This window comes from Pullulanibacillus sp. KACC 23026 (assembly GCF_029094525.1).
Taxonomy (GTDB): domain Bacteria; phylum Bacillota; class Bacilli; order Bacillales; family Sporolactobacillaceae; genus KACC-23026.
This window is the reverse complement of sequence record NZ_CP119107.1, coordinates 4,491,928-4,509,377: the sequence shown is the minus strand read 5'-3', so window position 1 is coordinate 4,509,377 and position 17,450 is coordinate 4,491,928. Positions and strand designations below refer to the sequence as shown.

12 protein-coding genes, 10 tRNA genes and 3 rRNA genes are annotated in these 17,450 nt (G+C 45.3%); 22 read left to right on the top strand and 3 right to left on the bottom strand.

Features of this window, described 5'->3' with window-relative positions:
- Nucleotide 1 precedes the first annotated feature (1 nt).
- The 8 genes from PU629_RS20955 (at nucleotide 2) to PU629_RS20920 (ending at nucleotide 6,466) form a co-directional block, all read left to right on the top strand.
- Nucleotides 2-361, top strand: coding sequence for an STAS domain-containing protein (locus tag PU629_RS20955; protein WP_275281954.1), 360 nt, complete (start codon nucleotides 2-4; stop codon nucleotides 359-361).
- Nucleotides 361-762: an anti-sigma regulatory factor gene (locus tag PU629_RS20950; RefSeq protein WP_275281953.1), complete on the top strand. Its 402-nt coding sequence runs from the start codon at nucleotides 361-363 to the stop codon at nucleotides 760-762. The genes PU629_RS20955 and PU629_RS20950 overlap by 1 nt, the downstream gene beginning before the upstream one ends.
- A 20-nt stretch (nucleotides 763-782) precedes the next feature.
- The gene (locus PU629_RS20945; RefSeq protein WP_275281952.1) at nucleotides 783-1,790 is read left to right on the top strand and encodes a PP2C family protein-serine/threonine phosphatase; all 1,008 of its coding nucleotides are present in this window, start codon (nucleotides 783-785) and stop codon (nucleotides 1,788-1,790) included.
- Nucleotides 1,791-1,847: 57 nt separating this feature from the next.
- Complete coding sequence (locus PU629_RS20940; RefSeq protein ID WP_275281951.1) at nucleotides 1,848-2,174, top strand: STAS domain-containing protein; 327 nt, start codon at nucleotides 1,848-1,850, stop codon at nucleotides 2,172-2,174.
- Entirely contained in the window at nucleotides 2,171-2,653 is a 483-nt protein-coding gene (gene rsbW, locus PU629_RS20935) for an anti-sigma B factor RsbW (RefSeq protein WP_275281950.1), read from the top strand. The genes PU629_RS20940 and rsbW overlap by 4 nt, the downstream gene beginning before the upstream one ends.
- Nucleotides 2,622-3,419 (top strand): RNA polymerase sigma factor SigB, encoded by a 798-nt coding sequence (sigB, locus tag PU629_RS20930; protein WP_275281949.1) that lies wholly within the window; start codon nucleotides 2,622-2,624, stop codon nucleotides 3,417-3,419. Before rsbW ends, sigB begins: the two co-directional genes overlap by 32 nt.
- Nucleotides 3,416-4,036, top strand: coding sequence for a SpoIIE family protein phosphatase (locus PU629_RS20925; RefSeq protein ID WP_275281948.1), 621 nt, complete (start codon nucleotides 3,416-3,418; stop codon nucleotides 4,034-4,036). Before sigB ends, PU629_RS20925 begins: the two co-directional genes overlap by 4 nt.
- A gap of 240 nt (nucleotides 4,037-4,276) precedes the next feature.
- Entirely contained in the window at nucleotides 4,277-6,466 is a 2,190-nt protein-coding gene (locus PU629_RS20920) for a Tex family protein (RefSeq protein WP_275281947.1), read from the top strand.
- 337 nt (nucleotides 6,467-6,803) lie between these two features.
- Here the strand turns inward: PU629_RS20920 and cmpA are convergent, their stop codons facing one another.
- On the bottom strand, nucleotides 6,804-6,923 hold the full coding sequence (gene cmpA / locus PU629_RS20915) for a cortex morphogenetic protein CmpA (RefSeq protein WP_275281946.1): 120 nt from the start codon (nucleotides 6,921-6,923) through the stop codon (nucleotides 6,804-6,806).
- A 90-nt stretch (nucleotides 6,924-7,013) separates the two neighbouring features.
- On the opposite strand from cmpA, the gene PU629_RS20910 reads away from it, so the two are divergent.
- On the top strand, nucleotides 7,014-7,499 hold the full coding sequence (locus PU629_RS20910) for a SprT family protein (protein WP_275281945.1): 486 nt from the start codon (nucleotides 7,014-7,016) through the stop codon (nucleotides 7,497-7,499).
- Between the two features lie 169 nt (nucleotides 7,500-7,668).
- Here PU629_RS20910 and PU629_RS20905 read toward each other — a convergent pair whose 3' ends face one another.
- A complete protein-coding gene (locus tag PU629_RS20905; RefSeq protein ID WP_275281944.1) occupies nucleotides 7,669-7,812 on the bottom strand; it encodes a hypothetical protein in 144 nt (47 codons plus the stop codon).
- A 1,112-nt stretch (nucleotides 7,813-8,924) separates the two neighbouring features.
- Here PU629_RS20905 and PU629_RS20900 point away from each other — a divergent pair.
- From PU629_RS20900 to rrf, 13 genes are all read left to right on the top strand, one after another.
- Nucleotides 8,925-8,999, top strand: a tRNA-Asn gene (locus PU629_RS20900).
- Between the two features lie 5 nt (nucleotides 9,000-9,004).
- A tRNA-Ser gene (locus PU629_RS20895) sits at nucleotides 9,005-9,095 on the top strand.
- Between the two features lie 18 nt (nucleotides 9,096-9,113).
- Nucleotides 9,114-9,188, top strand: a tRNA-Glu gene (locus PU629_RS20890).
- A 16-nt stretch (nucleotides 9,189-9,204) separates the two neighbouring features.
- A tRNA-Asp gene (locus PU629_RS20885) sits at nucleotides 9,205-9,280 on the top strand.
- A 5-nt stretch (nucleotides 9,281-9,285) separates the two neighbouring features.
- Nucleotides 9,286-9,360 (top strand) — tRNA-Gln (locus PU629_RS20880).
- Nucleotides 9,361-9,364: 4 nt separating this feature from the next.
- Nucleotides 9,365-9,440 (top strand) — tRNA-Lys (locus PU629_RS20875).
- Nucleotides 9,441-9,479: 39 nt separating this feature from the next.
- Nucleotides 9,480-9,565 (top strand) — tRNA-Leu (locus PU629_RS20870).
- 11 nt (nucleotides 9,566-9,576) lie between these two features.
- A tRNA-Arg gene (locus PU629_RS20865) sits at nucleotides 9,577-9,653 on the top strand.
- Between the two features lie 7 nt (nucleotides 9,654-9,660).
- Nucleotides 9,661-9,734: transfer RNA gene (locus PU629_RS20860), tRNA-Gly, on the top strand.
- 14 nt (nucleotides 9,735-9,748) lie between these two features.
- Nucleotides 9,749-9,825 (top strand) — tRNA-Ile (locus PU629_RS20855).
- Between the two features lie 196 nt (nucleotides 9,826-10,021).
- Nucleotides 10,022-11,582: ribosomal RNA gene (locus PU629_RS20850) — 16S ribosomal RNA — on the top strand.
- Between the two features lie 124 nt (nucleotides 11,583-11,706).
- A 23S ribosomal RNA gene (locus PU629_RS20845) occupies nucleotides 11,707-14,623 on the top strand.
- 64 nt (nucleotides 14,624-14,687) lie between these two features.
- Nucleotides 14,688-14,803 (top strand): 5S ribosomal RNA (rrf, locus tag PU629_RS20840).
- Together the 16S, 23S and 5S rRNA genes with 10 tRNA genes alongside form the textbook arrangement of a ribosomal RNA operon.
- Nucleotides 14,804-15,613: 810 nt before the next feature.
- Here the strand turns inward: rrf and pepF are convergent.
- Nucleotides 15,614-17,428, bottom strand: a complete 1,815-nt coding sequence (gene pepF, locus PU629_RS20835; RefSeq protein WP_275281943.1) for an oligoendopeptidase F — start codon at nucleotides 17,426-17,428, stop codon at nucleotides 15,614-15,616.
- Nucleotides 17,429-17,450 lie beyond the last annotated feature (22 nt).

Below are 17,450 nucleotides of genomic sequence, written 5' to 3'. Positions count from 1 at the left end.
CATGAGAATCCCAATACTAAAATTAAAGCAATACCTTCTAACTACTATTCAAGTAGAGTTAGACGATCAGACGGCGGTTCAGTTTCAAGAGGACTTGCTTAATAAGATTCATGAAACGGGTGCGAGCGGTGTCGTCATTGATTTAACATCCGTTGAGATCGTCGACTCCTACATTGCTAAGATTTTGGGGGATGTTGTTAAGATGTCAGAGTTGTTGGGTGCCCGAGTAGTTCTAACAGGCATTCGACCAGCTGTTGCCATTACGCTTATTGATCTTGGGATTAACCTCAGAGGAGTTCCCACTGCTCTGGATTTAGAACAAGGTCTTGAAAAATTGCAGCAAGACCTGGAGGAGCAATGATGGCATCTCCAACTTGTGTCGAGATTAAGCATGAGTGGGACATTGTTCATGCTCGACAGCAAGGAAGGCAGCTTGCTAAGGAATTAGGGTTTGGCTATGTCGATCAGGCAAGGATAACTACCGCTATTTCTGAATTGGCAAGAAACATTTATTTATACGCCGGAAAAGGGCGAGTGTGGATTGAAGCGATAGAATTGGATGGCAAAGTCGGCTTACGGATTAAAGCAGAGGATCAGGGGCCGGGAATTGAGGATATTAGCAAGGCAATGGAAGATGGTTATACAACATCAGGAGGTTTAGGAGCAGGACTGCCGGGGGTTAAGCGCCTTATGGATGAGTTTGACCTTTTGTCAACTGTAGGCGAGGGAACCGTTATTACTGCGATGAAATTTCTCCGTTAAGATGAGGGGAGTTCGCATACATGGCACATGATAATTGGTTTGAGAAATACCAGGATTTATTAGACAGATACATTAGAGAAAGAGATGAAACAACACTATATAAGGGCCAGATTCTTAGCCGATATATGCTTGAACAAAGTGTATCTCCAGACGAAGTTATTAGCTTGCACATTGACGTTTTAAATAAACTATTTCCAGAAATAGATGCGCGGTTAAGAGCTTCATTTGAATTTTTGCTGGAAGTCATGATTGGTTATGGCTTTGCTTATAGAGAACATCAAAGCTTGCGTGATAAGCAGCAGCAGCTTGATTCTGAATTGGAAATAGCAGCGAATGTCCAGAAATCCCTTTTTATTGAGGAACTCCCGAATTACGACTATCTTGATATAGGGGTCATTAGTAAGCCGGCAAGGAAAATGAGTGGAGACTATTATCATTTTGTTAAAGATGATGAGGACCGTTTAAGTGTGGCCATAGCCGACATTATTGGAAAAGGGATTCCTGCTGCCATGAGTATGTCCATGATTAAATATTCGATGGACAGCTTGTCACACCAACTATCCAAGCCAAGTGCCGTGCTTGAAAGTCTAAATCGAGTGGTTGAACAGAACGTGGACCCTAGCATGTTCATAACTATGTACTATGGACTTTATGATCCGGAGACTCATTTATTTACGTATTCATCTGCTGGTCATGAACCAGGTTTTTTATACAATTCCAAAACGAAGCAATTCGAGGAATTGGTTTCAAAGGGGAGGGTTTTGGGACTCTCTAGAGGGACCGTTTACCAAGAATATGAAGTGATGATTAATCCGGGGGATGCCATCATTCTCTTTTCTGACGGAGTCACCGAATGCCGTGCTAAAGATCGCTTTATTGAACGCGAGGAAGTGGCAGCGATCATTTCCCGTTATTTGGATCAGCCAGCAGCGGACAGTGTTCAACTTGTTTATAAGGAATTAGAAAGGCTGCAAGACTTCCGTTTGAGGGATGATTTTACTCTTGTGATTATGAAACGTCAGGTTTAGTTTAGTCTTTACTAGGGTAAATGAAAAAAAGAGTGACCGTCGAGTGGGAGGATGAATATGAATTTAACGATTCAGTCTAAAAGTGAAGATGGCAAAGAGATTCTAATTATAAATGGTGAAGTCGATGCGTTTACTGCCATAAGGCTGAAAACAGCATTGCTTGAGTTGACAGAAAAAGAAGCTAATAAAGTAGTCTTGGATATGAGTCAGGTTTCTTATATGGACAGTACGGGGATAGGGGTTATTATTGCCGGTTATAAATCTGCCAAAAAGAATCAGGGCTCTTTAATTGTAAAAGGGTTAACCTCGCGGGTTAAGAGGCTCTTTGATATTACGGGGCTTTCAGAGATAGTCGAAGTTCAGCATTTGGAGGGAAGACCATGAAAGGGATTTCAGATGTCGTCGAATTGACGATCCCCGCCAAAAAGGAATATGTGGGAATTGTAAGGCTCGCCACTTCAGGAGTAGCCAATCGCATGGGTTACTCGTATGATGACATAGAAGATATAAAGGTTGCGGTGTCAGAGGCATGTACCAATGCGGTTAATCATGCTTATAAGGAGGGAGAAGAAGGGCAAGTTCATATTAAACTTCTCACCTATGAGAACAGATTAGAGATTATGGTGATTGATCACGGGCAAAGCTTTGATGCAAAGAAAGTTATTCAAGAAATGAAGCCTCTTAATGCTTCGATGACCTTAGAACAATTGAACGAGGGCGGATTAGGGCTCTATTTAATTGAAACCTTAATGGATCAAGTAACGGTTAATATTGAAGCTGGGGTTGTCGTTTTCATGACCAAGTTCTTAAGTGGGGATGAGGTGGAGCACCATGAAAACAGGGCCTACTTATCACATGATTGATCCCTCTGAGGACGATATTTATTCTTTAATAAAGAGACATCAAGCAAACCCTGATGATGAACAAATCAAAACCATTATAGTTCAGAAATATCAAGACCTTGTGCATTCTATTTCAAGAAAATTCGCGCGAGATCGAATGATGCAAGAGGATCTGTATCAAGTAGGAATGATTGGTTTGCTTTCGGCTATCCGTCGATTCGATCCTTCTTTTGGTAAGTCGTTTGAAGCTTTTGCGGTGCCGACTATTGCTGGAGAAATCAAGCGATTTATAAGAGATAAGACATGGAGCATTCATGTTCCGCGAAAGGTAAAAGAACTAGGGCCAAAAATTAAGAAGGCTGTCGATGAATTGACTCGTTCGCTTGAGCGTTCGCCGAGGATAGATGAGATTGCTAATTACCTTGATGTGGGAGAAGAGGACGTTTTGGAAACGATGGAATTAGGGAAAAGTTACAACGCTATTTCGGTTGATTCGAAAATAGAGGCTGATAGTGAAGGCGGAACGGTAACTTTATTAGATTTAATCGGAAAAAAGGACATTGGTTATGAAAAAATAAATGAGGGCCTGCTTCTTCAGAAAGTATTGAACATCCTCACTGAACGGGAGCGTGCCATTCTGAAGCTCACTTATTTTGATAATTTAAGTCAGAAGGAAACAGGTGAACGTCTAGGCATCTCTCAAATGCATGTTTCGCGACTTCAAAGAAGAGCTCTTGTTAAACTTCGCGAGGCTCTCAATAATGATGGGATTGAAATGATGCAATGATTGAACAATTCACCTTTGAATCATATATATTCTCGGTTTTTCAAAAACCTAAAAACGATCACATGGCTTGTGGAGACAGCTACTGGTTAAAAGAAACGGATGAAACCATGATAGGTGTCATCGCCGATGGATTAGGAAGCGGACCAGCAGCTCAAAAGGCATCTAAGGCAGCTATTGAGACCGTCAAACGCCTGCAGGATCAACCGATTAAGAGGATTATTCTTGAGGTTAATAAGGACCAAAGCAACTATAGAGGGGTTGTCCTTTCGATCATTAAGTACTATAAAAAAACTCGCAAACTTGAATATTGTGGAGTAGGTAATATTCGGTTGAAATTAGTGATGAGCATGACCCAAGTGATTCAACCGAGATCAAAGAACGGCTTTCTGTCAGGGCGCCCTATTGATTTAGAAGTTCATGAATTGATTGTGGAACCGAATGCCTGGCTCATCATGTACTCGGATGGAATTGATTTTCACCAAAGAGAGCTATTTGATCTTTATGAGCTCTTCAATTCCTGTACAGATGAACAAATTAATACCTATTTTAGTTCATCAGATCACGCCCCGTTGGTTAATCATGATGATTTAACAATCCTAATCGGGAAACCCCATTAGCCTCATTTCCATATTTAAGGGAAATGGGTATTTTTTTGCCGTTAGAAAGTAAAGGAGATAGATATCATCTAAAAAGATTGACAGGGGTATCTCTGCCAATTCGAGAATTTCAAGCATCCATTCAGGGGAGAACCTATTCATTAAGTTGTATAAAACGGTTAGTGAATCCTGATTGAAACAAGGTGTGGAAACCGATAATCTTTGATAAACTAAATAAGTAATAATGAAGGAGGCTGTGTGATGACGGTTGAGAAAGAGAACCAAGAGCAATTCATACAAGATCTTGTGAAAGAGCTTCATTTTAGAAAAGATCAAATTCAAAATGTTATTCATTTGATAGAGGAAGATAATACGATTCCGTTCATAGCCCGGTATAGAAAAGAAATGACTGGCGGCTTAGACGAGGTACAGATTAACACCATCTATGAGAAATGGCATTATGCGGTACAGCTTCATAAACGCAAAGAAGAAGTCATTCGTCTGATTGAAGAGCAAGGGAAACTAACTGCCGACCTATCTGAGAAAATCATGATTGCAACAAGGCTTCAAGAGGTGGAGGATCTGTACCGCCCTTATAAGCAAAAGCGTCGAACCCGTGCAACTGCGGCCAAAGAAAAAGGACTCGAGCTTTTGGCTGATTGGATACGAACATTTCCTGCTAGTGCCCTTGAGACAGAAGCAGCTAAATACATATCTGAAGAAAAAGAGGTTTTAACAGCAGAGGACGCCTTACAAGGAGCAAGTGATATCATTGCTGAACAAATTGCAGACGATGCCGATAGTCGAAAGTGGATCCGTGAGCTCACGATTAACGACGGGATACTACTCACTGAGAAAAAGAAAAATGCGGAAGATGAAAAAGAAGTCTATGGGATGTACTATGAGTATCAAGAAAAGGTGAAGAACATCGTCCCTCACCGCACACTAGCCATCAATCGAGGCGAAAAGGAAGATGTATTAAAGGTTTCCATAGAAGCACCCGAAGAGGAGATCCTGAGGCGGCTTGGGAGACGGTTTATAAAGAATCAGGATGTGCCGGCAGCTGAGTTAATGAAAGTCACCATTCAAGATGCCTATAAACGTTTAATTGCTCCTTCAATTGAAAGAGAAGTTCGCCAACTTCTCTCAGAAAAAGCGGATGAACAGGCCATTCATATTTTTTCGGAAAATCTAAGTCATTTGCTGATGCAGCCCCCAATGCGCGGCGCAGTGGTTTTGGGTGTCGACCCTGCTTATCGGACAGGCTGTAAACTTGCAGTGGTGGATGAGACGGGGAAAGTTTTAGCGATTGATGTGATTTACCCAACCCCTCCTAAATCGGATATTGACGGAGCGAAAAAGAAAGTAAAAGCACTGATCGAAAAATATGAGATTGAAATGATTGCGATTGGAAACGGGACAGCCTCTCGTGAAACAGAGCAATTTATAGCAGATACGATTAAGGAAGTTGAAGATCGCAACTTGCATTACCTCATTGTGAATGAGGCGGGAGCTAGCGTATACTCAGCCTCAGCACTTGCGAGAGAGGAATTTCCTGACTTTCAAGTCGAACAACGGAGCGCGGTATCGATTGCACGCCGCCTTCAAGACCCATTGGCTGAATTAGTTAAAATTGATCCTAAGTCGGTCGGAGTAGGGCAATATCAGCATGATGTGTCACAAAAGGCACTCAGCGATTCCCTTACCTTTGTTGTCGAAACAGCGGTTAACCGTGTAGGCGTGAATGTGAATACCGCATCACCTTCTTTGCTGCAATATGTATCAGGCCTATCTAAATCAGTCGCGCAGAATATTGTGAAAATGCGCGAAGAGAAAGGGAAGTTCCAATCACGTGATGCCCTCCTTAAAGTACCGCGTCTTGGGGCAAAGGCGTATGAACAGTGCGCCGGCTTTTTGCGAATTTTAGATGGTAAGCATCCGCTTGACCGAACACCGATCCACCCGGAAAGCTATGAAACAACGGAAAAATTGCTTAATCGTGCGGGCTTAAAATTAGCGGATATTGGAACTGAGGCTGTCAAAGAAAAATTACAGACACTAGATATTCAAGAAGAGGCAGAAGCTCTTAATGTCGGTGAAATGACATTAAAGGATATTATTGACTCGCTTATTCGTCCAGGCAGAGACCCGCGTGATGATATTGCCAAGCCGCTACTTCGGACGGATGTCTTAGATTTAAATGATTTAAAACCCGGCATGAAGCTTGAAGGGACTGTCCGCAACGTGGTGGACTTCGGGGCCTTTGTTGATATCGGAGTAAAACAAGATGGATTAGTTCACATCTCCAAGCTTGCCAATCGCTATGTGAAACACCCGCTTGATGTCGTTCATGTAGGTCAAATTGTGACGGTTTGGGTTGACCAAGTTGATGTGAATAAAGGAAGGATTGCCCTTTCTATGCTTCCATTAACAGAAAAAGTATCCGTATAAAACGAATCCATTCCCATGGCTAACAAGTTATTATAAAATGGACCTTATAAGAGACTAACCGTCTTCTAATAAGGTCCATTTCTTTTTATTCTTTAAGAAAAGCCATGCTCAAAATCTAAAGACTTGAACATCTTGTCGTTAGATGCTTAGAACTCCCGGATTAAAAGAAGTGGGGTTCCAAGTAAGTCAGCATGAAGTTAATTCGCAGAAACTGCTCATAGAGATCTTTCAAGTGGTGTTTGAAAACCAGCAAGAAAAGAAGCTTAGAAGAAGTCCTATTATGATGACTTTAAGTAATAGTTCGCTAAAGCAATTAAGGAAAAGTATAACTCGACTTTTAATTGGTATGATCCATTTTGTCCTGGTAAAAAAACCAGCATTGATTGAGCAGTTTCACTTTATGGCGATCTTTTTTAAAATAAGCGTTTCTAAGTTGGTTGATTAGCCAGGCGGGCATGGATGGAACCTCCTTTAGATAATGCGGTGTGCCCACTTTTTTATAATGTATGTTAAGGTTTTACGGATTGTGCAAAAAAGGAGAGAAGTCATGCAACAAAAAGACTTGCAGGTATTGGTTGAGACGGTATCCAAGCAATCATTTAATAAGCCGTTCCTTCATCAAGCTACATTTAATTCAAGACTCCGTACTACAGGAGGGCGGTACCTTTTACGTACACATAACCTCGAATTTAACCCCAAGCAACTGGAGCTCTTTGGAATGGAAGAGTTTATTAAAATAGTTAAGCATGAGCTCTGCCATTACCACCTTCATATAGAAGGAAGAGGGTATAAACATCAAGATATAGAATTTAAGACGTTGCTAAAGCAGGTTGGAGGAAGCCGTTACTGTCAATCTGTTCCTGGCAGCCGACGCCAATCAAAATGGATATACTTGTATACCTGTAAATCCTGTGCCCAGCCTTATCCTAGAAAGAGACAAATGGATGTGAAGCGTTATAGGTGCGGGAAATGCGGAGGCAGACTAAAGCTTCAATCTAAATTAAGAAGGGAAGAGGCCGATCAATCAAGCTGAAAACGTCAGAAATGTAGCGTCAATGAGGATGCCTGACTCAGAGAACAAGTAGAGGGGACACATCTAAATAAGAGGTAAAGGAATGCCCTTTGATCATTTGAGTCAATGAGTGTGAATGAAAGCTTATACTTCTAGACATATTAATAATAAATGGATAGGCATATGGGAGTTAAGTTGATTCCGTATCTCTGATGGTGATGAAGTTGTCATTGCCGCTCGAATTCAAAAGAGGATTAGGATCAAGATGGGAATGAATCAGATGATCATAACCTTGATCTATCAGACTTGAGCTATGATTCATCTGAATCACCATTGAGTATCTCTTTCTATAAAGGTTAAATAAAACAGGGGAGACAAGCGTTTCTAGCGAGTTTAGTGCAAGAATGTTAATAAGAACAGTCTTATGAGATAAGAGGCGTTGGATGAGTGGAGGCAAACCGCGCTAAACGCTATAGTTATGGACTACAAATGAGTAAATTTCCCTTTGCTAGCAAGGATGATCCTGGCTTGTTAAATAATGTCCAAAAAAAGTGTTGACGAATTAACTGGTGGTGTGTTAAATTATAAAAGTCGCATCAAGAGGGCTTGTTCATAAGAACAAACACCTTGAAAAAAAGTTTTTGAAAAAGATGTTGACACGAAAAAGCGGACGTGTTATTATATAACATGTCGCTGTCGAGAGACAGACTGATTAACTAACAAAAAGCATTTAAAGTTTAACGGTAAAAACCGCTGCCTTAAATGATTAACTGGTTGTCCTGATACATAACGCTTCTTAGTTTGAACGAGAAGAGGAAGGGACAGGAACCACGCTGAAATTTAAGAATAATTACGATTTATTAAAATTATTCCGCGGTAGCTCAGTGACGAGGTTTGCTTCTTAGAATAGACTGCGAGTTGTCCCGACGCATAACGCTTCTTGGTTTGAGCGAGAAGAGGAAGGGACAGGAACCACACTGAAATTCAAGAATAATTACGATTTATTAAAATTATTCCGCAGTAGCTCAGTGACGAGGTTTACTTCTTAGATAGACTGCGAGTTGTCCCGACGCATAACGCTTCTTAGTTTGAGCGAGAAGAGGAAGGGACAGGAACCACACTGAAATTTAAGAATAATTACGATTTATTAAAAATTATTCCGCAGTAGCTCAGTGACGAGGTTTACTTCTTAGAATAGACTGCGAGTTGTCCCGACGCATAACGCTTCTTAGTTTGAGCGAGAAGAGGAAGGGACAGGAACCACACTGAAATTTAAGAATAATTACGATTTATTAAAATTATTCCGCAGTAGCTCAGTGACGAGGTTTACTTCTTAGAATAGACTGCGAGTTGTCCCGACGCATAACGCTTCTTAGTTTGAGCGAGAAGAGGAAGGGACAGGGGCCACACTGAAATTTAAGAATAATTACGATTTATTAAAATTATTCCGCAGTAGCTCAGTGGTAGAGCAATCGGCTGTTAACCGATCGGTCGTAGGTTCGAGTCCTACCTGCGGAGCCATTTATGGAGAAGTACCCAAGTGGCTAAAGGGGCTCCCCTGCTAAGGGAGTAGACGGGTTAAACCGTGCGTGGGTTCAAATCCCACCTTCTCCGCCATGTAGTACAATGATATACGGCCCCTTGGTCAAGCGGTTAAGACACCGCCCTTTCACGGCGGTAACACGGGTTCGAATCCCGTAGGGGTCACCATTTACTTATTCATATTGGACCCGTGGTGTAGCGGTTAACATGCCTGCCTGTCACGCAGGAGATCGCCGGTTCGATCCCGGTCGGGTCCGCCATTTGTTGGCCCATAGCCAAGCGGTAAGGCAACGGATTTTGATTCCGTCATGCCCTGGTTCGAATCCAGGTGGGCCAGCCATTGCGAGCCATTAGCTCAGTCGGTAGAGCATCTGACTTTTAATCAGAGGGTCGAAGGTTCGAATCCTTCATGGCTCACCATTTTATTAAATATATTCAAGTGTTAATCGTGCTGCTTATGCGGTCGTGGCGGAATGGCAGACGCGCTAGCTTGAGGGGCTAGTGGGGGAGACCCCGTGGAGGTTCGAGTCCTCTCGACCGCACCATAAATAAATATGCGCCCTTAGCTCAATTGGATAGAGCGTCTGACTACGGATCAGAAGGTTGGGGATTCGAGTTCTCCAGGGCGCGCCATAATAATGCGGGTGTAGTTTAGTGGTAAAACAAGAGCCTTCCAAGCTCTGGTCGTGGGTTCGATTCCCATCACCCGCTCCATTTATTAATTTAATGGGCCTGTAGCTCAGCTGGTTAGAGCGCACGCCTGATAAGCGTGAGGTCGGTGGTTCGAGTCCACTCAGGCCCACCATTATATGAAATGTTGTTTTAAATGTTTCATAGTGGGTTATTCGCACATTGAAAACTAAACAAAAACCAAAAGCGCCAGTCAAAGTCATACTTTGAGTTTAACGCTAGGAATCAAACGAACATATTTTTTAAGGAGAACAGACCTCTTTTTAGAAGAGATCTGTTCTCGGCAAAAGCCAGCAGTGCTTTAACTGCACTTTTTTGAGAGTTTGATCCTGGCTCAGGACGAACGCTGGCGGCGTGCCTAATACATGCAAGTCGAGCGCGTGAAACTTCCAGATCCCTTCGGGGTGATGGTTGTGGATCGAGCGGCGGACGGGTGAGTAACACGTGGGCAACCTGCCTGTAAGACTGGGATAACTTCGGGAAACCGGAGCTAATACCGGATAATCGTTGACACTGCATGGTGTCAATGTAAAAGATGGTCCTGCCATCACTTACAGATGGGCCCGCGGCGCATTAGCTAGTTGGTGGGGTAATAGCCTACCAAGGCGACGATGCGTAGCCGACCTGAGAGGGTGATCGGCCACACTGGGACTGAGACACGGCCCAGACTCCTACGGGAGGCAGCAGTAGGGAATCTTCGGCAATGGACGAAAGTCTGACCGAGCAACGCCGCGTGAGCGATGAAGGTCTTCGGATCGTAAAGCTCTGTTGTCAGAGAAGAACAAGTGATAGAGGAAATGCTATCGCCTTGACGGTATCTGACCAGAAAGCCCCGGCTAACTACGTGCCAGCAGCCGCGGTAATACGTAGGGGGCAAGCGTTGTCCGGAATTATTGGGCGTAAAGCGCGCGCAGGCGGCTTCTTAAGTCTGATGTGAAAGCCCACGGCTCAACCGTGGAGGGTCATTGGAAACTGGGGAGCTTGAGTGCAGAAGAGGAGAGTGGAATTCCACGTGTAGCGGTGAAATGCGTAGATATGTGGAGGAACACCAGTGGCGAAAGCGGCTCTCTGGTCTGTAACTGACGCTGAGGCGCGAAAGCGTGGGGAGCAAACAGGATTAGATACCCTGGTAGTCCACGCCGTAAACGATGAGTGCTAGGTGTTGGAGGGGCCACCCTTCAGTGCTGACGTTAACACATTAAGCACTCCGCCTGGGGAGTACGGCCGCAAGGCTGAAACTCAAAGGAATTGACGGGGGCCCGCACAAGCAGTGGAGCATGTGGTTTAATTCGAAGCAACGCGAAGAACCTTACCAGGTCTTGACATCCTCTGACCACCCTAGAGATAGGGCTTTCCCCTTCGGGGGACAGAGTGACAGGTGGTGCATGGTTGTCGTCAGCTCGTGTCGTGAGATGTTGGGTTAAGTCCCGCAACGAGCGCAACCCTTGATCTTAGTTGCCAGCATTCAGTTGGGCACTCTAAGGTGACTGCCGGTGACAAACCGGAGGAAGGTGGGGATGACGTCAAATCATCATGCCCCTTATGACCTGGGCTACACACGTGCTACAATGGGTGGTACAAAGGGCAGCGAAACCGCGAGGTCGAGCGAATCCCATAAAGCCACTCTCAGTTCGGATTGCAGGCTGCAACTCGCCTGCATGAAGCCGGAATTGCTAGTAATCGCGGATCAGCATGCCGCGGTGAATACGTTCCCGGGCCTTGTACACACCGCCCGTCACACCACGAGAGTTTGTAACACCCGAAGTCGGTGAGGTAACCGTAAGGAACCAGCCGCCGAAGGTGGGACAGATGATTGGGGTGAAGTCGTAACAAGGTAGCCGTATCGGAAGGTGCGGCTGGATCACCTCCTTTCTAAGGAAACGATTCTTAGCGTTAGGTGCTTTTGGTTATTTGTTTGGTTTTGAGTGTGTGAACACTCGAAATCGTCCCTTGAAAACTGGATAATGAAGTGCAAACAAGACATTAATTATAACAAGGTTAAGCGAATAAGAGCGCACGGTGGATGCCTTGGCACTAGGAGCCGATGAAGGACGGAACGAACACCGATATGCTTCGGGGAGCTGTAAGTAGGCTTTGATCCGGAGATTTCCGAATGGGGAAACCCACTGCCCTGAACGGGCAGTATCCTTACCTGAATACATAGGGTATGGAAGGCAGACCTGGGGAACTGAAACATCTAAGTACCCAGAGGAAGAGAAAGCAAATGCGATTCCCTTAGTAGTGGCGAGCGAAACGGGAACAGCCCAAACCAAGAGGCTTGCCTCTTGGGGTTGTAGGACACTCATCCCGGAAGGGGAGCTGTAGACGAACCGGTTTGGAAAGGCCGGCCAGAGAAGGTAACAGCCCTGTAGTCGAAACAGACCCCCAACCTGAGTGGATCCTGAGTACGGCGGGACACGTGAAACCCCGTCGGAATCCGGGAGGACCATCTCCCAAGGCTAAATACTCCCTAGTGACCGATAGTGAACCAGTACCGTGAGGGAAAGGTGAAAAGCACCCCGGAAGGGGAGTGAAAGAGATCCTGAAACCGTGTGCTTACAAGTAGTCGAAGTCCTTTTATGGATGACGGCGTACCTTTTGTAGAATGGACCGGCGAGTTACGATCTTAAGCAAGGTTAAGTTGAAGAGACGGAGCCAGAGCGAAAGCGAGTCTGAATAGGGCGATAGTTTAAGGTTGTAGACCCGAAACCGTGTGATCTACCCATGTCCAGGGTGAAGTTCAGGTAACACTGAATGGAGGCCCGAACCCACGCACGTTGAAAAGTGCGGGGATGAGGTGTGGGTAGGGGTGAAATGCCAATCGAACTCGGAGATAGCTGGTTCTCCCCGAAATAGCTTTAGGGCTAGCCTCGAGGGAAGAGACTTGGAGGTAGAGCACTGATTGAGTGAGGGGCCCCCACAGGGTTACCGAGTTCAGTCAAACTCCGAATGCCAAGGACTCATCCTCGGGAGTCAGACGGCGAGTGATAAGATCCGTCGTCGAGAGGGAAACAGCCCAGACCATCAGCTAAGGTCCCCAAGTATACGTTAAGTGGCAAAGGATGTGGCGTTGCCCAGACAACCAGGATGTTGGCTTAGAAGCAGCCACCATTTAAAGAGTGCGTAATAGCTCACTGGTCGAGTGGCGCTGCGCCGAAAATGTAACGGGGCTAAACGTATCACCGAAGCTATGGATCCCAATGGGATGGTAGGGGAGCGTTCTAAGGGCAGAGAAGGTAAACTGGAAGGTTTGCTGGAGCGCTTAGAAGTGAGAATGCCGGTATGAGTAACGAAAAGAGGGGTGAGAATCCCCTCCGTCGAAAGCCTAAGGGTTCCTGAGGAAGGTTCGTCCGCTCAGGGTTAGTCGGGACCTAAGCCGAGGCCGGAAGGCGTAGGCGATGGACAACAGGTTGATATTCCTGTACCACCAGGAGACGTTTGAGCAATGGGGGGACGCAGGAAGGCAAGGCAAGCGCGCTGATGGATATGCGCGTCCAAGCAGTAAGGCTGAAGGTGAGGCAAATCCCGCCTTCGTAAGGCTGAGCTGTGATGGGGAGGGAATTTTAGTACCGAAGTGCCCGTGCTTACACTGCCAAGAAAAGCCTCTAGCGAGTCTCAAGGTGCCCGTACCCCAAACCGACACAGGTAGGCGAGGAGAGAATCCTAAGACGCTCGGGAGAACTCTCGTTAAGGAACTCGGCAAAATGACCCCGTAACTTCGGGAGAAGGGGTGCTTGGCGGGGTGAATAGCCCTGCTGAGCCGCAGTGAAAAGATCCAAGCGACTGTTTAGCAAAAACACAGGTCTCTGCTAAACCGAAAGGTGATGTATAGGGGCTGACACCTGCCCGGTGCTGGAAGGTTAAGAGGAGGGGTTATCCTTTTAGGAGAAGCTCTGAATTTAAGCCCCAGTAAACGGCGGCCGTAACTATAACGGTCCTAAGGTAGCGAAATTCCTTGTCGGGTAAGTTCCGACCCGCACGAAAGGTGCAACGACTTGGATACTGTCTCAACGAGAGACCCGGTGAAATTATAGTACCTGTGAAGATGCAGGTTACCCGCGACAGGACGGAAAGACCCCATGGAGCTTTACTGCAGCTTGATATTGGATGTCTGTATCGATTGTATAGGATAGGTAGGAGCCTTTGAAGCCGGACCGCCAGGTTCGGTGGAGGCGTCGGTGGAATACTACCCTTTCGGTATGGACATTCTAACCCGGGACCGTGATCCGGTTCGGAGACAGTGTCAGGTGGGCAGTTTGACTGGGGCGGTCGCCTCCTAAAGAGTAACGGAGGCGCCCAAAGGTTCCCTCAGAATGGTTGGAAATCATTCGCAGAGTGTAAAGGCACAAGGGAGCTTGACTGCGAGACCTACAAGTCGAGCAGGGACGAAAGTCGGGCTTAGTGATCCGGTGGCGCCGCATGGAAGGGCCATCGCTCAACGGATAAAAGCTACCCTGGGGATAACAGGCTTATCTCCCCCAAGAGTCCACATCGACGGGGAGGTTTGGCACCTCGATGTCGGCTCATCGCATCCTGGGGCTGAAGTGGGTCCCAAGGGTTGGGCTGTTCGCCCATTAAAGCGGTACGCGAGCTGGGTTCAGAACGTCGTGAGACAGTTCGGTCCCTATCCGTCGCGGGCGTTGGAAATTTGAGAGGAGCTGTCCTTAGTACGAGAGGACCGGGATGGACACACCGCTGGTGTCCCAGTTGTTCCGCCAGGAGCACCGCTGGGTAGCTATGTGTGGACGGGATAAGTGCTGAAAGCATCTAAGCATGAAGCCCCCCTCAAGATGAGATTTCCCATGACTTTAAGTCAGTAAGATCCCTTAGAGATGATGAGGTAGATAGGTCCGAGGTGGAAGTGCGGCAACGCATGGAGCTGACGGATACTAATCGATCGAGGGCTTAACCTTAAATTATTGTTTGTTTGACTTCCTATCTAGTTTTGAAGGTATGATCCTTCAATTGAATACTTTGTCCGGTGGTTATGGCGAAGAGGTCACACCCGTTCCCATCCCGAACACGGCCGTTAAGCTCTTCAGCGTCGATGGTAGTTGGGGGCTTCCCCCTGCAAGAGTAGAACGCCGCCGGGCAACTGAAAAAAGGAGAATTGCGTTAAGCAGTTCTCCTTTTTCGCGTTTATAGAAGGGCAAAAATGGAGTTCCTAGAAATCTAACGGACACTGAGTCCATTAGAGGACTAAATCGGCCCATGTAAGAGGCAAAATGTGTCTGTAACGGACTGAGTGTCTGTTACACTAATAAAAACACCAAAAATCGGCCTGTAATGGACTGTATGTCCGTTAGAACAAAACAAATCAAGAGGAATCCTCACGCAGCAGGCTCGCAACAGGACACATGAGAGCATATCTAAAGGGATTACTTTAGAAATACTTGGCTATTATAACTTTAAGGTTGTAATGACTAGGTGCAGGGTTTCAGCGAGCGAAATGGTGACCAAAAGAAGATGGAGAAAAGTGGAAAAGGGAGGTCAAAATGGCCAATCGTAAAAAAACTCAGAGTGCTAGTGATACGGAATTTTCAATGGAGTCTAGCTTGAGTAAAAAGGCAAGAAAAAAAGCAGCGAGAGAGCAGAAAAAGAAAAACGGGTAATCCAATACATAAGTCTATCCTAGTTTATTACAACTAAAAACTCAAACAACCGCTATGGATCACTTAGCGGTTGTTTGGTTGAGAATCCTCTCGATGTGGGGTCAGGTGATGGCTATCGAAGCTTGTGACATGGGTTGATGATGAATCCGAACTTCTAAAGCTATCAGCCTATGGACGTCATTATTCTAGTTTTGCGGGATTAACGCTTTATAGAGTATAGCAATCTGTAAGTAAAGTCTTACTTCGTGATTGTAAATAATTAAAAGGAAAGGGGGAGCCCTTTCCTTTTAATTATTCATAGCTCTTCTCTAGTTCGTCAATGAGGGAGCCGACGTAGGCGACGGCTTTCTTAATTGGTTCTGGTGAGGTCATATCGAGTCCTGCTTGGCGGATGAGTTCCTCAGGCTTTTTGGTTCCACCTAATTTTAGAACGTCTAGCCAACGCTCGACAGCAGGCTGTCCTTCTTTTTGGATCATTTCTGAAACGGCGGTTGAAACCGTGAGACCAGCTGAATAGGTGTAAGGATAAAGGCCCATATAATAGTGCGGCTGGCGCATCCAAGTCAGGCCGGCACCTTCGTCTATTTCGACAGCATCTCCCCAGAAGAAAGTTAAGATATCCGTTTTCTGATCAGAGAGTAAATTAGCTGTAATAGGCGTTCCTTTTTCAGCGAGATTGAAAATGCGGCGCTGTAATTCGCCCTCAAGCAGGTGTGTGACAAAATTATGATAATAAGTGGCTAATTGCTGGGTAATGACCCAGCGTCTCATGCGAGTATCCGTAGTTGTTGAAAGCAAATGTTGAGCTAAGAGTCGTTCATTCATAGTTGAGGGTGCTTCAATGAAATACATGGATGGACGAGTGTTGAATAAGGTTTGGTGACTATTTGCCAGGTAGAAGTGGCCAGCATGACCAAGTTCATGGGCAAGGACAAATGCGCTGCGCATGGTGTCTCCCCAAGTAATCAAAATATAAGGATGAGAACCGTATGGGCTTGAACAGAAAGCGCCGGTTGATTTGCCCACATTGTCAGCTAAGTCTACCCATCTCTCAGTGAGGGCTTTTTTCATAGCCGCACTATATTCCGGTCCCATGACTTCAAGTGCTTTTAAAATCACTTCAGAAGCTTCTTCGAAAGTGGTTTTCGGATTAAAGTCGGGATCAAGTGGAGCTTTAAGGTCACAGAACATCATTTTATCTAAGCCGAGCTCGCGCTGTTTGAGCTTAGCAAAACGTCTCATATGAGGAGCAAGTTCTTTCTGAATGACATCCAGCTGGTTATGGTACATGTCCAAGGAGATCTGTTGTGGGTGAAGGAGCTTGTGAGTGACCGATTCATAGCCGCGAATTTGAGATAAAGCGACCTGTTTTTTGACCTCTGCAGCAAAGGTTCCAGCAAACGTATTTTTATATTGTTTTAGAGTCGAAACGAATGAATCATAGGCTTTTCTGCGGACGGCTGTGTCTGGGGAAAATTCATAAACGTCCTCGTAAAGCGCAAAGGATACAGGAAGTTCTTCCCCATTCCCAGTTTCTATCGAATTGAATTGCATATCGGATGATTTTCCTAATCCGTAAATTCTGTATGGCGCAGAGTGAACCTCACCTAGGGCAGCGAGTGCCTCCTCTGTTTCAGGAGAAAGCTTATAAGGTTTTGTAGCTATTAAGTCAAATAAGAACTTGCGATACGTTTCTAATTCAGAATTATCAAGTATGTATTGTTCGATTAATGATTCCTCAAGTTCTAATAGCTCAGAGGAAATAAAGGATAGGGAAGCATCCAGCTTTGCATTCAATGACGCCACTTTTGAGGAATTGGCCTGATTCACGGGATTAGACCCATCCTCTGAAGAGCGAAGATTGGCGTAGGTACCGGCTCTTACAAAGCGTTCTAAAAGGGCTTCATAAGCTAAAATACAAGAAAGTAACGTGTCCGCACTTTCACCTAGTCTCCCTTTAAACTTTGTGACCGTAGATAAGTCTTGTTCAATTTGGTTAAGCTCTGACTCCCAGGCTTGTTCATCAGGAAATAGATCCTCTAATTTCCATGTCAATTCGACGGGAACTTCATCTCTTTTATAGCGACCTGCTTTTACTTGTTGCATAATCAGACTCTCCTCTCAGAGA

Bases quoted from the DNA above. Each gene is read 5' to 3' on its own strand.
- PU629_RS20955 (WP_275281954.1), top strand. From the start codon at position 2: ATGAGAATCCCAATACTAAAATTAAAGCAATACCTTCTAACTACTATT.
- PU629_RS20950 (WP_275281953.1), top strand. From the start codon at position 361: ATGGCATCTCCAACTTGTGTCGAGATTAAGCATGAGTGGGACATTGTT.
- PU629_RS20945 (WP_275281952.1), top strand. From the start codon at position 783: ATGGCACATGATAATTGGTTTGAGAAATACCAGGATTTATTAGACAGA.
- PU629_RS20940 (WP_275281951.1), top strand. From the start codon at position 1,848: ATGAATTTAACGATTCAGTCTAAAAGTGAAGATGGCAAAGAGATTCTA.
- rsbW (WP_275281950.1), top strand. From the start codon at position 2,171: ATGAAAGGGATTTCAGATGTCGTCGAATTGACGATCCCCGCCAAAAAG.
- sigB (WP_275281949.1), top strand. From the start codon at position 2,622: ATGAAAACAGGGCCTACTTATCACATGATTGATCCCTCTGAGGACGAT.
- PU629_RS20925 (WP_275281948.1), top strand. From the start codon at position 3,416: ATGATTGAACAATTCACCTTTGAATCATATATATTCTCGGTTTTTCAA.
- PU629_RS20920 (WP_275281947.1), top strand. From the start codon at position 4,277: ATGACGGTTGAGAAAGAGAACCAAGAGCAATTCATACAAGATCTTGTG.
- cmpA (WP_275281946.1), bottom strand. From the start codon at position 6,923: ATGCCCGCCTGGCTAATCAACCAACTTAGAAACGCTTATTTTAAAAAA.
- PU629_RS20910 (WP_275281945.1), top strand. From the start codon at position 7,014: ATGCAACAAAAAGACTTGCAGGTATTGGTTGAGACGGTATCCAAGCAA.
- PU629_RS20905 (WP_275281944.1), bottom strand. From the start codon at position 7,812: ATGGTGATTCAGATGAATCATAGCTCAAGTCTGATAGATCAAGGTTAT.
- pepF (WP_275281943.1), bottom strand. From the start codon at position 17,428: ATGCAACAAGTAAAAGCAGGTCGCTATAAAAGAGATGAAGTTCCCGTC.